At 37.2% G+C, this 15,817-nt stretch carries 17 protein-coding genes; all 17 read left to right on the forward strand.

Going from position 1 to position 15,817, the window contains the following annotated elements; translation table 11 throughout:
* The first annotated feature begins 27 nt into the window (after nucleotides 1–27).
* The 17 genes from acpP (at nucleotide 28) to dprA (ending at nucleotide 15,709) form a co-directional block, all read left to right on the forward strand.
* Nucleotides 28–261, forward strand: a complete 234-nt coding sequence (gene acpP, locus AC1Q8N_RS12215) for an acyl carrier protein (protein ID WP_000786062.1) — start codon at nucleotides 28–30, stop codon at nucleotides 259–261.
* 59 nt (nucleotides 262–320) lie between these two features.
* Nucleotides 321–1,058, forward strand: coding sequence for a ribonuclease III (gene rncS, locus AC1Q8N_RS12220; protein WP_001146867.1), 738 nt, complete (start codon nucleotides 321–323; stop codon nucleotides 1,056–1,058).
* 147 nt (nucleotides 1,059–1,205) lie between these two features.
* Complete coding sequence (gene smc / locus AC1Q8N_RS12225; protein WP_048546015.1) at nucleotides 1,206–4,775, forward strand: chromosome segregation protein SMC; 3,570 nt, start codon at nucleotides 1,206–1,208, stop codon at nucleotides 4,773–4,775.
* A 15-nt stretch (nucleotides 4,776–4,790) separates the two neighbouring features.
* Nucleotides 4,791–5,780 carry a signal recognition particle-docking protein FtsY gene (gene ftsY, locus AC1Q8N_RS12230; protein ID WP_000007644.1) on the forward strand — a complete coding sequence of 330 codons (990 nt, stop codon included), beginning with the start codon at nucleotides 4,791–4,793 and terminating at the stop codon, nucleotides 5,778–5,780.
* Nucleotides 5,781–5,913: 133 nt separating this feature from the next.
* The gene (locus tag AC1Q8N_RS12235) at nucleotides 5,914–6,246 is read left to right on the forward strand and encodes a putative DNA-binding protein (protein WP_000891061.1); all 333 of its coding nucleotides are present in this window, start codon (nucleotides 5,914–5,916) and stop codon (nucleotides 6,244–6,246) included.
* Nucleotides 6,247–6,258: 12 nt separating this feature from the next.
* Nucleotides 6,259–7,608 carry a signal recognition particle protein gene (gene ffh, locus AC1Q8N_RS12240; RefSeq protein ID WP_048546014.1) on the forward strand — a complete coding sequence of 450 codons (1,350 nt, stop codon included), beginning with the start codon at nucleotides 6,259–6,261 and terminating at the stop codon, nucleotides 7,606–7,608.
* Between the two features lie 100 nt (nucleotides 7,609–7,708).
* Nucleotides 7,709–7,981 carry a 30S ribosomal protein S16 gene (gene rpsP, locus AC1Q8N_RS12245; RefSeq protein ID WP_000268750.1) on the forward strand — a complete coding sequence of 91 codons (273 nt, stop codon included), beginning with the start codon at nucleotides 7,709–7,711 and terminating at the stop codon, nucleotides 7,979–7,981.
* Nucleotides 7,982–7,995: 14 nt separating this feature from the next.
* A complete protein-coding gene (locus AC1Q8N_RS12250) occupies nucleotides 7,996–8,223 on the forward strand; it encodes a KH domain-containing protein (RefSeq protein WP_000737397.1) in 228 nt (75 codons plus the stop codon).
* A 121-nt stretch (nucleotides 8,224–8,344) separates the two neighbouring features.
* Nucleotides 8,345–8,860: a ribosome maturation factor RimM gene (rimM, locus tag AC1Q8N_RS12255; protein ID WP_048546010.1), complete on the forward strand. Its 516-nt coding sequence runs from the start codon at nucleotides 8,345–8,347 to the stop codon at nucleotides 8,858–8,860.
* Nucleotides 8,860–9,594, forward strand: a complete 735-nt coding sequence (trmD, locus tag AC1Q8N_RS12260; RefSeq protein WP_098079062.1) for a tRNA (guanosine(37)-N1)-methyltransferase TrmD — start codon at nucleotides 8,860–8,862, stop codon at nucleotides 9,592–9,594. The genes rimM and trmD overlap by 1 nt, the downstream gene beginning before the upstream one ends.
* 146 nt (nucleotides 9,595–9,740) lie before the next feature.
* The gene (rplS, locus tag AC1Q8N_RS12265) at nucleotides 9,741–10,085 is read left to right on the forward strand and encodes a 50S ribosomal protein L19 (protein WP_001186518.1); all 345 of its coding nucleotides are present in this window, start codon (nucleotides 9,741–9,743) and stop codon (nucleotides 10,083–10,085) included.
* A 101-nt stretch (nucleotides 10,086–10,186) separates the two neighbouring features.
* The gene (lepB, locus tag AC1Q8N_RS12270) at nucleotides 10,187–10,738 is read left to right on the forward strand and encodes a signal peptidase I (protein ID WP_000711857.1); all 552 of its coding nucleotides are present in this window, start codon (nucleotides 10,187–10,189) and stop codon (nucleotides 10,736–10,738) included.
* A 20-nt stretch (nucleotides 10,739–10,758) separates the two neighbouring features.
* The gene (ylqF, locus tag AC1Q8N_RS12275; protein ID WP_048546006.1) at nucleotides 10,759–11,649 is read left to right on the forward strand and encodes a ribosome biogenesis GTPase YlqF; all 891 of its coding nucleotides are present in this window, start codon (nucleotides 10,759–10,761) and stop codon (nucleotides 11,647–11,649) included.
* Between the two features lie 52 nt (nucleotides 11,650–11,701).
* Entirely contained in the window at nucleotides 11,702–12,475 is a 774-nt protein-coding gene (gene rnhB, locus AC1Q8N_RS12280) for a ribonuclease HII (RefSeq protein WP_048546004.1), read from the forward strand.
* A 194-nt stretch (nucleotides 12,476–12,669) separates the two neighbouring features.
* The gene (sucC, locus tag AC1Q8N_RS12285) at nucleotides 12,670–13,830 is read left to right on the forward strand and encodes an ADP-forming succinate--CoA ligase subunit beta (RefSeq protein WP_001020778.1); all 1,161 of its coding nucleotides are present in this window, start codon (nucleotides 12,670–12,672) and stop codon (nucleotides 13,828–13,830) included.
* 19 nt (nucleotides 13,831–13,849) lie between these two features.
* On the forward strand, nucleotides 13,850–14,752 hold the full coding sequence (gene sucD / locus AC1Q8N_RS12290) for a succinate--CoA ligase subunit alpha (protein WP_000115178.1): 903 nt from the start codon (nucleotides 13,850–13,852) through the stop codon (nucleotides 14,750–14,752).
* Between the two features lie 87 nt (nucleotides 14,753–14,839).
* On the forward strand, nucleotides 14,840–15,709 hold the full coding sequence (gene dprA, locus AC1Q8N_RS12295) for a DNA-processing protein DprA (protein ID WP_048546002.1): 870 nt from the start codon (nucleotides 14,840–14,842) through the stop codon (nucleotides 15,707–15,709).
* Nucleotides 15,710–15,817 lie beyond the last annotated feature (108 nt).

The following is a 15,817-nucleotide window of genomic DNA, read 5'->3' on the forward strand; positions in this document are numbered from 1 at the left end:
TATAATATTTGAGGGGAGGTGAATGGAATGGCAGATGTTTTAGAGCGTGTAACAAAAATCATCGTTGATCGTTTAGGTGTAGAAGAAACTGAAGTAGTACCAGCTGCGAGCTTTAAAGAAGATTTAGGCGCAGACTCCCTAGATGTAGTAGAACTTGTAATGCAATTGGAAGATGAATTCGAAATGGAAATTTCTGATGAAGATGCTGAAAAGATTGCTACTGTTGGCGATGCTGTGACTTACATAGAGAGTCATCTATAATGCTTAAGTGAAGTCCCGTTTTTTTAGCGGGGCTTCTCGGCTTATATCTGGAGGGACTTATGCCGTACCGAAAACATAGAGAAAAAAAATACGAAACAAAATATCGTGAAGCGTTTAAAGTATTTCAAGAAGAGATAGGTATTACGTTTTCAGATGAAAAATTATTGATTCAAGCATTTACGCATTCATCGTATGTGAATGAGCATCGAAAAAAACCGCATGAAGACAATGAGCGTCTCGAATTCCTTGGAGATGCAGTATTGGAACTTACTGTGTCACAGTATCTGTTTCAAAAATATCCGACAATGAGCGAAGGAGAGTTAACGAAACTACGTGCAGCTATTGTATGTGAACCATCTCTTGTTCGTTTTGCAAACGAGTTGTCATTTGGTAGCCTTGTTTTATTAGGAAAAGGTGAGGAAATGACAGGTGGACGTGAACGACCAGCTTTATTAGCGGATGTCTTTGAAGCGTTTATTGGTGCCCTTTATCTTGATCAAGGGTTAGAAACAGTATGGGGCTTCTTAAAAGAAATTGTATACCCTAAAATTAATGAAGGTGCTTTTTCTCATGTGATGGATTATAAGAGTCAATTACAAGAGTTGATTCAGCGTGATGGTAGTGGCAATATTGAGTATCAAATTTTGCAGGAAAAAGGACCGGCCCACAATCGAGAATTTGTGTCACGTGTTACGTTAAATAACGTGGCTTTAGGTCTTGGTAGTGGTAAGTCGAAAAAAGAAGCAGAGCAACAAGCTGCTGCAGAAGCATTGAAAAAATTAAAAGAACAACTATAAGGAATCCCCCTTTGAATGAGGGGGATTCCTTATGCATAGAATGAAACTTTCTTTTTGTTTGTGAATAAAAGGAAGGGAAATCCGTATAATAGCTTGTTTTTGTATAGACAACAGTTATAACAACGGAGAATAGGAGGAAGGCCTTTCGTGTTTTTAAAAAGATTAGAAATAGCAGGGTTTAAGTCTTTTGCTGAGCGTGTATCTGTTGATTTTGTCCCAGGTGTAACTTCCGTAGTAGGACCTAATGGAAGTGGGAAAAGTAATATTACTGATGCGATTCGCTGGGTACTTGGTGAACAATCTGCAAAATCATTACGTGGTGCAAAGATGGAGGATATTATTTTTGCAGGCAGTGATACGAGAAGAGCAGTTAATGTTGCTGAAGTAACAATAACTTTAAATAATGAAGATCAACGTTTACCGATTGAATATAATGAGGTGTGTGTAACGCGTCGTGTATCTCGTTCTGGTGATAGTGATTTTTATATTAATAAACAATCATGTAGATTGAAAGATATTATCGATTTATTTATGGACTCTGGTATGGGAAGAGAAGCTTTTTCGATTATTAGCCAGGGGAAAGTTGAAGAGATTTTAAGTAGTAAATCAGAAGAACGTCGTGGTGTATTTGAAGAAGCTGCGGGAGTGCTGAAATACAAACTTCGTAAAAAGAAAGCTGAAGTGAAATTAGCAGACACACAAGAAAACTTAAATCGTGTACAAGATATCATTCACGAATTAAGTAGTCAAGTAGAACCTTTAGAAAGACAAGCTTCTATTGCGAAAGATTATCTCGAGAAAAAAGAAGAATTAGAGAAAGTAGAAGCGGCGCTTATTGTACATGAAATTGAAGAATTACATGAGAAATGGGAAGCGCTTCGAAATCAGTTTGGGCATAATAAAAACGAAGAAGTTAAAATGTCAACGCATTTACAAAAAGGTGAAGAAGAGCTTGAGGAATTACGAGGACAATTACAAGCAGTAGATGAGTCTGTAGATTCCTTACAAGAAGTGCTGCTTCTTTCTAGTAAAGAGCTAGAAAAGTTAGAAGGACAGCGCGAGTTATTAAAAGAGAGAAAACAAAATGCAACGACGCATTGTGCACAACTCGAACAGTTAATTGTTGAATTAACAGAGAAAGCTACAAGTTATGATGGTGAAATTGAATCCAGTACAGAAGTGTTGATGCAATTTGTAAATCAAGTAAAAGAGTTGGAGACAAAATTGCATGATAATGAGCTACTGCTTGCAACTTTTGCTGACAATTTAGAGGAACAAATTGAGAATTTAAAAGGTGACTATATTGAACTTTTAAATCAACAAGCTAGTCATCGTAATGAGTTATCTATGATTGAAGAACAATCTAAACAACAAAACTCAAAAAATGAACGACTCGATGAAGAAAATGCAAAATATGTAGAAATACGCATGGAAATTACAGCGAAAAAGACAAAACTTGTGGAAAGTTATGAACAAGTGAAAGAAAAAGTAGCTGGTATCCTTTCGAATATACAAAAGACAGAAGCGGCACTTGGGAAATGCAAGACGCAGTATAGTGAAAATGAAACAAAACTGTATCAAGCGTATCAATTTGTACAACAGGCACGTTCTCGAAAAGAAATGCTAGAAGAGATGCAAGAGGATTACTCTGGTTTCTATCAAGGGGTACGTGAAGTATTAAAAGCTAGAGAAGATAGGTTGCAAGGTATCGAGGGTGCTGTTGCAGAACTGCTAACGGTACCGAAAGAATATGAAATTGCAATGGAAATTGCTCTAGGTGCAGCGATGCAGCATATTGTCGTACAAAAAGAAGAACATGCTCGTAATGCAATTACGTTTTTAAAACAAAATAAACATGGACGAGCAACGTTTTTACCGCAAGCTGTTATTAAAAGTAGATCGTTATCATTTGAACAATTACGTATTGTAAATCAACACCCATCGTTTGTAGGTGTGGCGGCAGAACTTGTGCAATATAACAATAAATATGAAAATGTAGTTTCAAATTTATTAGGTACTGTTATTGTTGCGAAAGATTTACGTGGGGCGAATGAGTTGGCGAAACAACTGCAATACCGTTATCGCATTGTAACAATCGAAGGTGATGTAGTGAACCCTGGTGGTTCTATGACTGGTGGAGCGGTAAAACAGGCGAAATCTTCTTTATTAGGACGTCAACGTGAGCTAGAAGAGTGGACGAACAAGTTAACTGATATGGAAGAAAAAACGACAAAGTTAGAAAACTTTGTTAAAGCAGTAAAGCAAGAGATTCAAGAAAAAGAAGTGAAAATACGGGAACTAAGGCAAAGTGTAGAAGCAGAGCGTGTAGATGAACAGAAATTAAGAGAAGAAATTAGTCGCTTAGAATTAGAAGAACATCGTATTAATGATCGTTTATCTATTTACGATTTAGAGATTGAAGGATTTTTACAAGATCAAGTGAAAATACAGGGACGTAAAGAAGAGCTAGAAAAGATTTTAGCAACGCTTCAAGCGGAGATTACGGAATTAGATAGCAAAATTATCGCTTTAACAAAACAAAAAAGTGAGCAGCATTCTTCGAAGGAAAAAGTGCAAAAAGAAATGACTGAGTTAAAAGTGTTGGCGGCTGAAAAGCAACAACGCTTATCTAATCAAAAAGAAAAAGTTGAACGATTGACGAAGGAAAAAGAAGAAACGGATGCAACGCTTGTCAAAACGAAAGAGGATTTAGCATTCTTAAAACAAGAAATGACATCTAATTCAAGTGGTGAAGAACAGATTACGAATATGATTGAGAAGAAAGCATATGATCGTAATCAAACTTCAGAGTTAATTCGCTCTCGTCGTGAACAACGCGTATCGTTACAAGAGAGAGTAGAACATTTAGAACGTAATCTGAAAGAAACAACAGGTAAACATAAATACATTCTTGAGATGCTGAAAAATCAAGAAGTAAAAATAAACCGACTTGATGTAGAGTTAGAAAATAGATTACAACATTTACGTGAAACATATACGATTTCATTTGAAGCAGCAAAACTGAAGTATACAATGATGATGCCTGCAGAGGATGCACGTAAAAAGGTGAAACTAATTAAATTATCCATCGAAGAGCTAGGCACAGTGAACTTAGGGGCAATTGAAGAGTATGAGCGTGTAGCAGAGCGTCATACATTCTTACTAGAGCAAAAAGATGACCTAGAAGAAGCGAAAGCGACATTGCACCAACTTATTACCGAAATGGATGAAGAAATGAAAAAACGTTTTTCTACTACGTTTGAAGGAATTCGAATGGAGTTTCAATCGGTATTCTCTGAATTATTTGGAGGCGGTAGAGCGGATTTAGTCATGACGAATCCAGAGGACTTATTAAATACTGGTATTGATATTGTAGCGCAACCGCCAGGGAAGAAACTGCAAAACTTAGGTTTACTTTCTGGTGGGGAGCGTGCTTTAACAGCGATTGCGCTGTTATTCGGTATTTTAAAAGTGCGCCCAGTCCCATTCTGTGTATTAGATGAGGTAGAGGCGGCTCTTGATGAGGCGAATGTTGCCCGTTTTGCGCAGTATTTAAAGAGATTTAGTGATGAGACACAGTTTATTGTCATTACACATAGAAAAGGTACAATGGAAGAGTCTGACGTATTGTACGGTGTCACAATGCAAGAGTCAGGGGTATCTAAACTTGTTTCGGTTCGTTTGGATGATGGAGAAGAACTAGTTGCAAGTAATTAGGAAGGATGGGACAGTATGAGTTTTTTTAAAAAATTAAAAGAAAAAATTTCAAAACAAACAGATACGGTAACAGAGAAATTTAAACATGGATTAGAAAAAACGAGAAATTCGTTTGCAGATAAAGTAAATGATTTAGTTTATCGTTATCGTAAAGTAGATGAAGATTTCTTTGAGGAATTAGAAGAAATTTTAATTGGTGCAGATGTCGGAGTTTCGACGGTAATGGAATTAATTGATCAATTGAAAGAAGAAGTGCAACGTCGTAACATCCAAGATCCAAAAGAAGTACAAGCTGTTATTTCAGAAAAGTTAGTAGGAATTTACAAAGGCGACAGTGAATTTAGTAACGAAATTAATATGCAAGAGGATCAATTAACAGTTGTTTTATTTGTCGGTGTTAACGGTGTAGGGAAAACGACGACGATTGGTAAACTAGCACATAAATTCAAATCAGAAGGTAAGTCTGTCCTATTGGCGGCAGGAGATACATTCCGCGCAGGAGCGATTGAACAATTAGAAGTATGGGGCGATCGCGTTGGTGTAGAAGTGATTAAACAAGGGTCAGGATCTGATCCAGCGGCGGTTATGTATGACGCTGTACAAGCCGCGAAAGCACGTAAAGTAGACGTATTACTATGTGACACAGCAGGACGCTTACAAAATAAAGTAAACTTAATGAAAGAGTTAGAGAAAGTGAAACGTGTAATTGAGCGTGAAGTACCGGGGGCTCCTCACGAAGTATTACTTGTTATTGATGCAACAACAGGACAAAACGGTTTAAGTCAAGCGAAGACATTCCGTGAAGCAACGAATGTTACTGGTATTGTTTTAACGAAGTTAGATGGAACTGCTAAAGGTGGTATTGTATTAGCGATTCGTAACGAAATGGATGTACCAGTGAAATTTGTTGGATTAGGAGAGCAAATGGATGACTTGCAGCAGTTTGATCCAGAACAATATGTGTATGGTTTATTTGCGAACTTAGTAGAAACAGAAGAAGTGTAAGTGAAAGAAGCGGTCTTTTCCGCTTCTTTTTCTATAAAAATATGTGATGTTAAGAAAAAAACTTGACACTCTTTTGTACTCCATGTAAACTAATTCATGTAAAGGGAAATCACTTAACAAAGGATGATCCAACATGCTCGAGAAAACAACGAGAATGAACTATTTATTTGATTTTTATCAATCGTTGTTAACGCAAAAACAAAGAAGTTATATGTCGCTTTATTATCTAGATGATTTATCTCTTGGTGAAATTGCGGAAGAATTTGATGTAAGTCGCCAAGCCGTGTATGATAACATTAAACGGACTGAAGCGATGCTTGAAGAATATGAAGATAAATTAGTATTACTTCAAAAGTTTCAAGAGCGACAGCGACTTGTTGCAAAGCTAAAACAGCTAATCAGCGAAGAAGAGCATGTGAATGAAGAAATGAAACAAGTTGTTGAAGCTATCGAAAAATTAGATTAGGAGGGCGGCAATATGGCATTTGAAGGATTAGCCGACCGACTTCAACAGACAATGCAAAAAATCCGCGGCAAAGGAAAAGTTTCTGAAGCCGATGTGAAAGAAATGATGAGAGAAGTTCGTCTAGCTCTTTTAGAAGCGGACGTTAACTTTAAAGTAGTAAAAGATTTTGTAAAGCGTGTGTCTGAACGTGCTGTCGGACAAGATGTAATGACAAGTTTGACACCTGGACAACAAGTAATTAAAGTCGTACAGGAAGAACTTACAGAACTTATGGGCGGAGAGCAAAGCAAAATTGCTGTTGCTAATAGGCCACCGACTGTTATAATGATGGTTGGTCTGCAAGGTGCGGGTAAAACAACGACGACAGGTAAGCTTGCGAATTTGCTTCGTAAAAAGCATAATCGTAAACCAATGCTTGTTGCAGCGGATATTTACCGTCCAGCAGCGATTAAACAGCTTGAAACATTAGGGAAGCAATTGGACATGCCTGTATTCTCTTTAGGAGATCAAGTAAGTCCTGTTGAAATTGCGAAACAAGCGATTGCAAAAGCAAAAGAAGATCATCACGATTATGTTTTAATTGATACAGCAGGTCGCCTGCATATTGATGAAGAACTAATGGATGAATTAGCGAAAGTGAAAGAAGTTGCGAAACCGGATGAAATTTTCCTTGTTGTCGATGCGATGACGGGACAAGACGCGGTAAATGTTGCACAAAGTTTCCATGAACAGTTAGGTTTAACAGGTGTTGTATTAACGAAATTAGATGGTGATACGCGCGGTGGTGCGGCATTATCTATTAAGGCGGTAACAAATACACCGATTAAATTTGTTGGTATGGGTGAAAAACTAGATGCGATTGAAGCGTTCCATCCAGAGCGTATGGCATCCCGTATTTTAGGGATGGGAGACGTCTTAACATTAATTGAAAAAGCGCAAGCTACAGTTGATGAAGAGAAAGCAAAAGAACTTGAGCAAAAAATGCGTACGCTTTCGTTTACGCTTGACGATTTCCTAGAACAACTTGGACAAGTGCGTCAACTTGGACCGCTTGATGAATTGTTAGGAATGCTTCCTGGTGCAAATAAAATTAAAGGTCTGAAAAATGCGCAAGTTGATGAAAAACAAATTGGGCATATTGAGGCAATTATTCGTTCTATGACTAAATTAGAGCGAGAACAACCGGAAATAATCAATGCTAGTCGCAAAAAGCGCATTGCCAAAGGTAGCGGTACAACGGTACAAGAAATCAATCGTTTAATCAAGCAATTTGATGATATGAAAAAGATGATGAAAACGATGACGGGAATGCAAAAAGGTAAGAAAAAAGGACTAGGTGGATTGAAGTTTCCATTCATGTAAGGAAAAAAGATGGCTCTGTTAAGAAAAAATACTTTACAAAGCAATAGTCTTTTTGCTAATATAATTATCTGTGTGAAATAAATTCGGAGGTGCTTTATAAATGGCAGTTAAAATTCGTTTAAAACGTATGGGAGCTAAAAAAACTCCTTTCTATCGTGTAGTTGTTGCAGATTCTCGTTCTCCTCGTGACGGACGTTTCATTGAGGAAATCGGTACTTACAATCCGGTTGCTCAACCAGCTGAAGTTAAGATCAACGAAGAAGCAGCATTAAAATGGTTAGGAAATGGTGCTAAACCATCTGATACAGTTCGTAACTTATTCTCTAACCAAGGTATCATGGAGAAATTCCACTTATCTAAACAAGGTAAGTAATTGAGGCAATGACTATGAAGAAGTTAGTCGAGACGATTGTCAAGCCTCTTGTCGATCATCCTGAAGATGTAAAAGTTACACAGGAACTTTACAACGGAGAGATAAAGTATCGATTAACTGTACATCCTGAGGATGTTGGAAAAGTCATTGGAAAGCAAGGGAAAGTTGCGAAAGCAATTCGAATGCTCTTGTATTCAGTGGGACATCATAATGATGAAAAAGTAACACTGGAAATTCAATAAACGTAAAAAGGGCGAGGAGTTATTTCCTCTCCCTTTTTTAACATTTAAAGAGAAGTTGCATGTTCCATATGTGAAATGGAGATGCTTAATTTATATAGAAACCAGGGGTGACATACTATTTATGACAAAATGGTTTAACGTAGGGAAAATTGTAAATACTCATGGCGTAAGAGGAGAAATACGTGTTATTTCTCGTACTGATTTTCCAGAAGAGCGATATAAAGTAGGAAACACGTTATACATAAGTAATGAGAAAAGTACAGACTACCTTCCAGTGAAAGTAACTTCTCATCGTCAACATAAGACATTTGATCTATTAACATTTGAAGGATACAATAATGTAGATGAAGCAGAGAAGTTTAAAGGTTCTTTAATAAAAGTACCAGAAGAGCAGTTAGGTGAACTAGCTGAAGGCGAATACTACTACCATGAAATTATTGGTTGCAATGTTGTAACGGAAGAAGGAGAAGCGTTAGGAACAATAAAAGAAATTTTATCTCCTGGTGCAAATGATGTTTGGGTAATTAAACGTCCAAAAGGCCAAGATCTATTAATTCCTTATATTGATGATGTTGTACTTCAAGTTAACATTGAGAATAAATTAGTAACCATTCATGTAATGGAAGGGCTATTATAATGAAAATTGACATTTTAACATTGTTTCCAGATATGTTTACGGGTGTGTTTGGATCTTCAATTTTAAAGAAAGCACAAGAAAAAGAAGCGGTAGAGCTTCGTGTTGTCAATTTCCGCGATTATACAACGAGTAAGCATAATAGCGTAGATGATTATCCGTATGGTGGTGGCGCTGGGATGGTATTAACCCCCCAGCCCATCTTTGATGCAGTGGAAGAGTTAACGAAGGAAACAGAACGTAAACCGAGAGTTGTCCTAATGTGTCCACAAGGAGAGCGTTTTACGCAGAAGAAGGCAGAAGAACTTGCTGAAGAAGAGCATGTTATTTTTGTGTGTGGTCATTATGAAGGGTACGATGAACGAATTCGTGAGCATCTCGTAACGGATGAAATTTCTATCGGTGACTACGTATTAACCGGCGGAGAGTTAGCCTCTATGGTTATTACGGATAGTGTCGTGCGTCTCCTCCCGGGAGTGCTAGGAAATCATGCTTCACAAGTCGAGGATTCGTTTAGTACAGGTTTATTAGAACATCCTCATTATACACGTCCAGCTGATTTTCGTGGTATGAAGGTACCGGATGTACTAATGTCAGGAAATCATAAAAATATTGATGAATGGCGACACAAAGAATCACTACGTCGTACGTACACGCGTAGACCGGATTTACTGGAAGAACGAGAATTATCTAAGCAAGAAGCGAAATGGTTAGAACAAATTAAAGAAGACAAGTAAGGGCTTGATATATTTTCTATTGCAACAGTCCTAGCAATATGCTATTATAACACTTGTGCTACTGAAATCAGTGGCCGTATTAACGATGTTCCGCTGTAATTTATTAAGACTTTATAAGAGCATCTGTTTAAAGGAGAGAATTTAATATGCAACAATTAATCGCAGAAATTACTCAAGGCCAATTAAAAACTGACCTTCCTTCATTCCGTCCTGGAGACACTTTACGTGTACACGTAAAAGTAGTTGAGGGAACTCGTGAAAGAATTCAGCTTTTCGAAGGTGTTGTAATTAAACGTCGTGGTGGCGGAATCAGTGAAACATTCACAGTTCGTAAGATTTCTTACGGTGTAGGTGTTGAGCGTACATTCCCAGTTCACACGCCAAGAATCGCGAAACTTGAAGTACTTCGTCGTGGTAAAGTACGTCGTGCTAAGTTATACTACTTACGTAACCTTCGCGGTAAAAAAGCACGTATTAAAGAAATTCGATAAGACATGTATGGGAGCTTGTAAATACACAAGCTCCCTTTTTCCAATCTATATAAAATTTTGATATAATACGAGCAGCTTACATAATCGTGGAGGGGAAACGCATGAAAAAAGAAAAGAGTTCACTTTGGGAATGGATCAAAGCAATTTTGATTGCTGTTGTATTAGCGGGTGTTATTAGACAGTTTTTCTTTGCTCCAATTCTCGTAGATGGAGTATCGATGGCGTCTACTTTACATGATCGCGATCGAATGATTGTCAATAAAATTGGTTATCACATAGGAGATCCGAAACGATTTGATATTATCGTATTCCGAGCAACGGAAGATAAAGATTATATTAAGCGCATTATCGGCCTGCCAGGCGATGAAATAGAGTATCGTAATGATAAACTATATGTTAACGGAAAGGCTTATGAGGAGCCGTATTTAGACAAGCAAAAAAAACAAATTGCTGACGGACCGCTTACATATGATTTTACTCTTGAAGAAATGACAGGGAAGAAAACTGTTCCAGAAGGTCAATTATTTGTTTTAGGCGATAATCGTCGTTTTAGTAAAGATAGCCGTTCGATTGGTACAATTTCAATGGACCAAGTGATTGGAAAAGCAAATATACTATATTGGCCGTTAAAAGATGCTCGTATTGTGAAATAAAAGAAAAAGAAGGTGGCAACATGGTAATTCAATGGTTCCCGGGACATATGGCAAAGGCTAGACGCCAAGTAACAGAAAAATTAAAGTTAATTGATGTTGTAATTGAGCTTGTAGATGCTCGATTACCTTTATCTTCTCGAAATCCAATGATCGATGAGATTATTACACATAAGCCGAGGCTTGTTGTTTTAAATAAAGCGGATATGGCAGATGATCGTTTAACAAAGCAATGGATTGCATATTTTAAAGAAAAAGGCCAAATGGCAATTTCAATTAACGCACAAGCTGGACAAGGTATGAAGGAAATTGCAGCGGCTTGTAAAGTGTTGGTGAAAGAAAAATTTGATAAAATGGTTGCAAAAGGTATTAGACCGAGAGCAATTCGTGCATTAATTGTAGGTATACCGAATGTTGGTAAATCTACGTTAATTAATAAGTTGGCGAAGAAAAATATTGCTAAAACAGGAGATCGTCCTGGTGTAACAACAGCTCAACAATGGATTAAAGTTGGGAAGGAAATGGAACTGTTAGATACACCGGGTATTTTATGGCCTAAATTTGAAGATCAATTGGTGGGTCTTCGTTTAGCGACAACAGGCGCAATTAAAGATTCAATTTTAAATTTACAAGATGTTGCTGTTTACGCTTTACGTTTTATGGAAAAACATTATCCAGAACGTTTGAAAGATCGATATAATTTAAATGAAATTCCAGAAGATATTGTGGAGTTATTTGATGCAATTGGAAAAAATAGAGGCTGTTTAATGGGCGGCGGAATGATTGATTACGATAAAACATCTGAGCTTATACTTCGTGAGCTTCGTGGTGGGAAACTTGGGAAAATGACGTTTGAAACACCAGAAGAGTTTGCGGAGCAAGTAGAAGGTGTTGAAAAAGTAGAAGAAGTATAAGACGTGCGTTTGTACGTCTTTTCTTTTTTGTATATAAAAGGAGTGTGCGTGAATGCAAAAAGTGACTATTCAAGAAGCGGAACATTTACTGCAAAAAATTATGAGTGAAGAGGACGACCGCTTTCAAATATTAATGAAAGATGAGCGAAAAGGGGTACAAAAGCTCATTTTGAAGTGGCATAAACAAAAAGAGTTAGCGCAGAAAGAAAAAGAAAAGTTTTTCGAAATGTCCAAGTATGAGATTGCATTACGTGAAAAAGGGCTCACATTTATTGCAGGTATAGATGAAGTAGGGCGTGGGCCGCTAGCTGGGCCTGTCGTGACGGCAGCTGTTGTCCTTCCGGAAGATTTTTATATTCCAGGGTTAAATGACTCGAAAAAGCTGAGTGAGGCGAAGCGAGAGCGTTTTTATGATGAAATTAAAGCACAAGCAATTGCAATTGGAGTTGGAATTGTATCACCACAAGTTATTGATGAGATAAATATTTATCAAGCGACGAAACAAGCGATGTTAGATGCTGTTGCGAATTTATCTTGTGCACCAGAACATTTATTAATTGATGCGATGAAACTTCCTACACCAATTCCGCAAACATCCATTATTAAAGGTGATGCGAAAAGTATTTCTATTTCAGCTGCATCCATTATTGCGAAAGTAACGAGAGATCGTATGATGAAAGAGCTTGGAGAAAAGTATCCTGCATACGGATTTGAACAACATATGGGATATGGCACAAAACAACATTTAGAAGCGATTGAAGCGCATGGAGTATTAGAAGAACATCGTAAATCGTTTGCACCAATTAAAGATACGATTCAAAAATAAGCTGCGAATATGCAGCTTATTTTTTTATTTTGGTATATGAACATTATTATTTTCAAAAAAGAATAAAGCGATTTCAGTTTTCTGACACTTTATTGTAGACAGCGTGCCAATCATCTTATACAATGGCAATGTAATGTTTTTTAAACATTAAAAAACTTTTCGAGTAAAACAGGAAAACAGGGGAGGATGGGACCATGAATATCCATGAGTACCAAGGTAAGGCAGTCCTTAAAAGCTATGGGGTTAGCGTTCCGAACGGGAAGGTTGCATTTACAGTAGAAGAAGCTGTAGAAGCAGCGAAAGAATTAGGAACGGATGTATGTGTAGTAAAAGCACAAATTCACGCTGGTGGACGCGGCAAAGCTGGCGGAGTAAAAGTTGCAAAAAATTTAGATGAAGTTCGTACATATGCAGAGAGCATTTTAGGAACTACACTTGTGACACATCAAACAGGTCCTGAAGGTAAGGAAGTAAAACGCTTACTTATCGAAGAAGGTTGCGATATTAAAAAAGAATATTATGTTGGTCTAGTTTTAGATCGTGCAACTTCTCAAGTTGTTTTAATGGCATCTGAAGAAGGTGGAACAGAAATTGAAGAAGTAGCAGAGCAAACACCTGAAAAGATCTTTAAAGAATATATTGATCCAGCAGTAGGCTTACAAGGCTTCCAAGCGCGCCGAATCGCGTTTAACATCAATATTCCAAAAGAGCTTGTAGGACAAGCTGTGAAGTTTATGATGGGCTTATACCGTGCGTTTATCGAAAAAGATTGCTCTATCGCGGAGATCAATCCACTTGTTACAACAGGTGACGGTAAAGTTATGGCATTAGATGCGAAATTAAACTTTGATTCTAATGCTTTATATCGCAATAAAGACATTTTAGAACTTCGTGATCTTGATGAAGAAGATTCAAAAGAAATTGAAGCTTCTAAATATGACTTAAACTACATTCCTTTAGATGGAAATATCGGTTGTATGGTTAATGGTGCAGGTTTAGCGATGGCTACAATGGATATCATTAAACATTACCATGGCGATCCAGCTAACTTCTTAGATGTTGGTGGCGGTGCAACAGCTGAAAAAGTTACAGAAGCATTCAAAATTATCCTTTCTGACAAAAATGTAAAAGGTATCTTCGTTAACATTTTTGGTGGCATTATGAAGTGTGATGTTATCGCAGAAGGTGTTATTGAAGCGACGAAACAAGTAGGTCTTGAATTGCCTTTAGTTGTACGTCTTGAAGGTACAAACGTAGAGTTAGGTAAGAAAATTTTAAATGAGTCTGGCTTAAATATTGTTGCAGCAGAATCTATGGCAGACGGTGCACAAAAAATTGTTTCACTAGTGGGCTAATAGAAAGCGGGGGAGAAAAATGAGCGTATTAGTTAATAAAGATACAAAAGTTATTGTTCAAGGTATTACAGGTTCTCAAGGTTTATTCCACACAAAACAAATGATTGAATACGGTACGAAAATTGTCGGTGGTGTAACGCCAGGTAAAGGTGGCACTGATATTGAAGGTGTACCAGTATTTGATACTGTAGAAGATGCAGTGAAAGCAACAGGCGCAAACGCTTCAGTTGTATACGTTCCACCCGCTTTTGCGGCTGATGCAATTATGGAAGCAGTTGATGCAGAAATCGATTTAGTAGTATGTATTACTGAAGGTATTCCTGTATTAGATATGGTAAATGTAAAGAGATATATGGCGGGTAAACATACACGTTTACTTGGACCAAACTGTCCTGGTGTTATTACGCCTGATGAATGTAAAATTGGTATTATGCCAGGGTACATTCATAAAAAAGGCCATGTAGGTATCGTATCTCGCTCTGGTACATTAACGTATGAGGCTGTACATCAGTTAACACAAGAAGGTATTGGCCAATCTACTGCTGTAGGTATCGGCGGGGACCCAGTTAACGGTACGGACTTTATAGATGCGTTAAAAGCATTTAATGAAGATGAAGAAACACATGCTGTAATTATGATTGGTGAAATTGGTGGTACAGCGGAAGAAGAGGCGGCTGAATGGGTGAAAGCTAATATGACAAAACCTGTTGTAGGCTTCATTGGTGGCCAAACAGCGCCTGCTGGCAAACGTATGGGCCATGCTGGTGCAATCATTTCTGGTGGTAAAGGAACTGCTGCTGAAAAGATTAAAACGATGGAAGCTTGTGGTATTAAAGTAGCGGAAACTCCAGCCGTTATGGGTGAAACACTAATCTCTGTCTTAAAAGAAAAAGGTCTATTTGAGACTTGTAAAAACTACTAATCTGTTGAAAGACACCTTCTTGCTTGAAGGTGTCTTTTTACGCAATTCTTGTTTACATAATAAAAATTATGGGTAAGGAGAATTAAGATGAAAAGAGAACGATTATTACATCTTCATTATTTTTTAGCAGATCATTGGAAGGCAATGGAAAGACTACTATATGTCGATCCTGAATTGAAGGGAATATACACGTTTAATACAAAACAAATGGAATACTACACTGGAATATCCTCGAAAAAATCTTTAGAATTAGTAAATTTTCTTCAAAGTTCAAATCTCCCACAATATATATCTTATTTAGAGAAAAATCGAATCTTCTATATGACTATATGGGACGAAGATTATCCACAATTATTACGTGAAATACAGGATCCCCCATTTGTATTATATGGAAAAGGAGAGAAGTGTTTTCTCAGTAAAGCGAATAAATTAGCAGTTATTGGAACGAGAGAACCAATTTTATATGGACATGAGAGTTTAAAATTTATTTTACACCCATTATTAGAAAGGGAATGGCTTATTGTCAGTGGGTTTGCAAGAGGGATAGATACAATGTCTCATGAAATTACAGTAAGACGGCATTGCCCGACTATTGCAATACTAGGACATGGATTATCGTATATGTATCCAAAAGAGAATAGACATTTATATGAAACGTGGAATGAATATATATTGTTATTAACAGAGTATCCGCCGCACTATGCACCGAAAAAATGGTATTTTCCAAAAAGGAACCGGATTATTAGTGGTATAAGTAAGGGTGTTTTAGTTGTAGAAGCGAAATCAAGAAGTGGAACACTTATTACTGCGGACCTTGCTTTAGAGCAAAATAGAGAGGTATTTGCACTTCCTGGACCTATATTTATAGATAGTGCATCAGGAACGAATCATCTGATTCAACAAGGAGCAAAACTAGTAAGAAATGCAGAAGATATCTTGGAAGAAGTTTTAAATTAACTTTATATTTTTATGTTTTTATTAAACAATTATTGACAAATGGTAGATAGGCACTGTATGGTATATTCATTCTTGATTGACAAAAACAAGAGAAATCAATAAGATTGA

Source organism: Bacillus sp. GW823-FHT06B01 (assembly GCF_058952315.1).

Excerpts from the sequence above, each read along its gene's own strand:
- acpP (WP_000786062.1), top strand. The coding sequence starts at position 28 with ATGGCAGATGTTTTAGAGCGTGTAACAAAAATCATCGTTGATCGTTTA.
- rncS (WP_001146867.1), top strand. The coding sequence starts at position 321 with ATGCCGTACCGAAAACATAGAGAAAAAAAATACGAAACAAAATATCGT.
- ftsY (WP_000007644.1), top strand. The coding sequence starts at position 4,791 with ATGAGTTTTTTTAAAAAATTAAAAGAAAAAATTTCAAAACAAACAGAT.
- AC1Q8N_RS12235 (WP_000891061.1), top strand. The coding sequence starts at position 5,914 with ATGCTCGAGAAAACAACGAGAATGAACTATTTATTTGATTTTTATCAA.
- ffh (WP_048546014.1), top strand. The coding sequence starts at position 6,259 with ATGGCATTTGAAGGATTAGCCGACCGACTTCAACAGACAATGCAAAAA.
- rpsP (WP_000268750.1), top strand. The coding sequence starts at position 7,709 with ATGGCAGTTAAAATTCGTTTAAAACGTATGGGAGCTAAAAAAACTCCT.
- AC1Q8N_RS12250 (WP_000737397.1), top strand. The coding sequence starts at position 7,996 with ATGAAGAAGTTAGTCGAGACGATTGTCAAGCCTCTTGTCGATCATCCT.
- rimM (WP_048546010.1), top strand. The coding sequence starts at position 8,345 with ATGACAAAATGGTTTAACGTAGGGAAAATTGTAAATACTCATGGCGTA.
- trmD (WP_098079062.1), top strand. The coding sequence starts at position 8,860 with ATGAAAATTGACATTTTAACATTGTTTCCAGATATGTTTACGGGTGTG.
- rplS (WP_001186518.1), top strand. The coding sequence starts at position 9,741 with ATGCAACAATTAATCGCAGAAATTACTCAAGGCCAATTAAAAACTGAC.
- lepB (WP_000711857.1), top strand. The coding sequence starts at position 10,187 with ATGAAAAAAGAAAAGAGTTCACTTTGGGAATGGATCAAAGCAATTTTG.
- ylqF (WP_048546006.1), top strand. The coding sequence starts at position 10,759 with ATGGTAATTCAATGGTTCCCGGGACATATGGCAAAGGCTAGACGCCAA.
- rnhB (WP_048546004.1), top strand. The coding sequence starts at position 11,702 with ATGCAAAAAGTGACTATTCAAGAAGCGGAACATTTACTGCAAAAAATT.
- sucC (WP_001020778.1), top strand. The coding sequence starts at position 12,670 with ATGAATATCCATGAGTACCAAGGTAAGGCAGTCCTTAAAAGCTATGGG.
- sucD (WP_000115178.1), top strand. The coding sequence starts at position 13,850 with ATGAGCGTATTAGTTAATAAAGATACAAAAGTTATTGTTCAAGGTATT.
- dprA (WP_048546002.1), top strand. The coding sequence starts at position 14,840 with ATGAAAAGAGAACGATTATTACATCTTCATTATTTTTTAGCAGATCAT.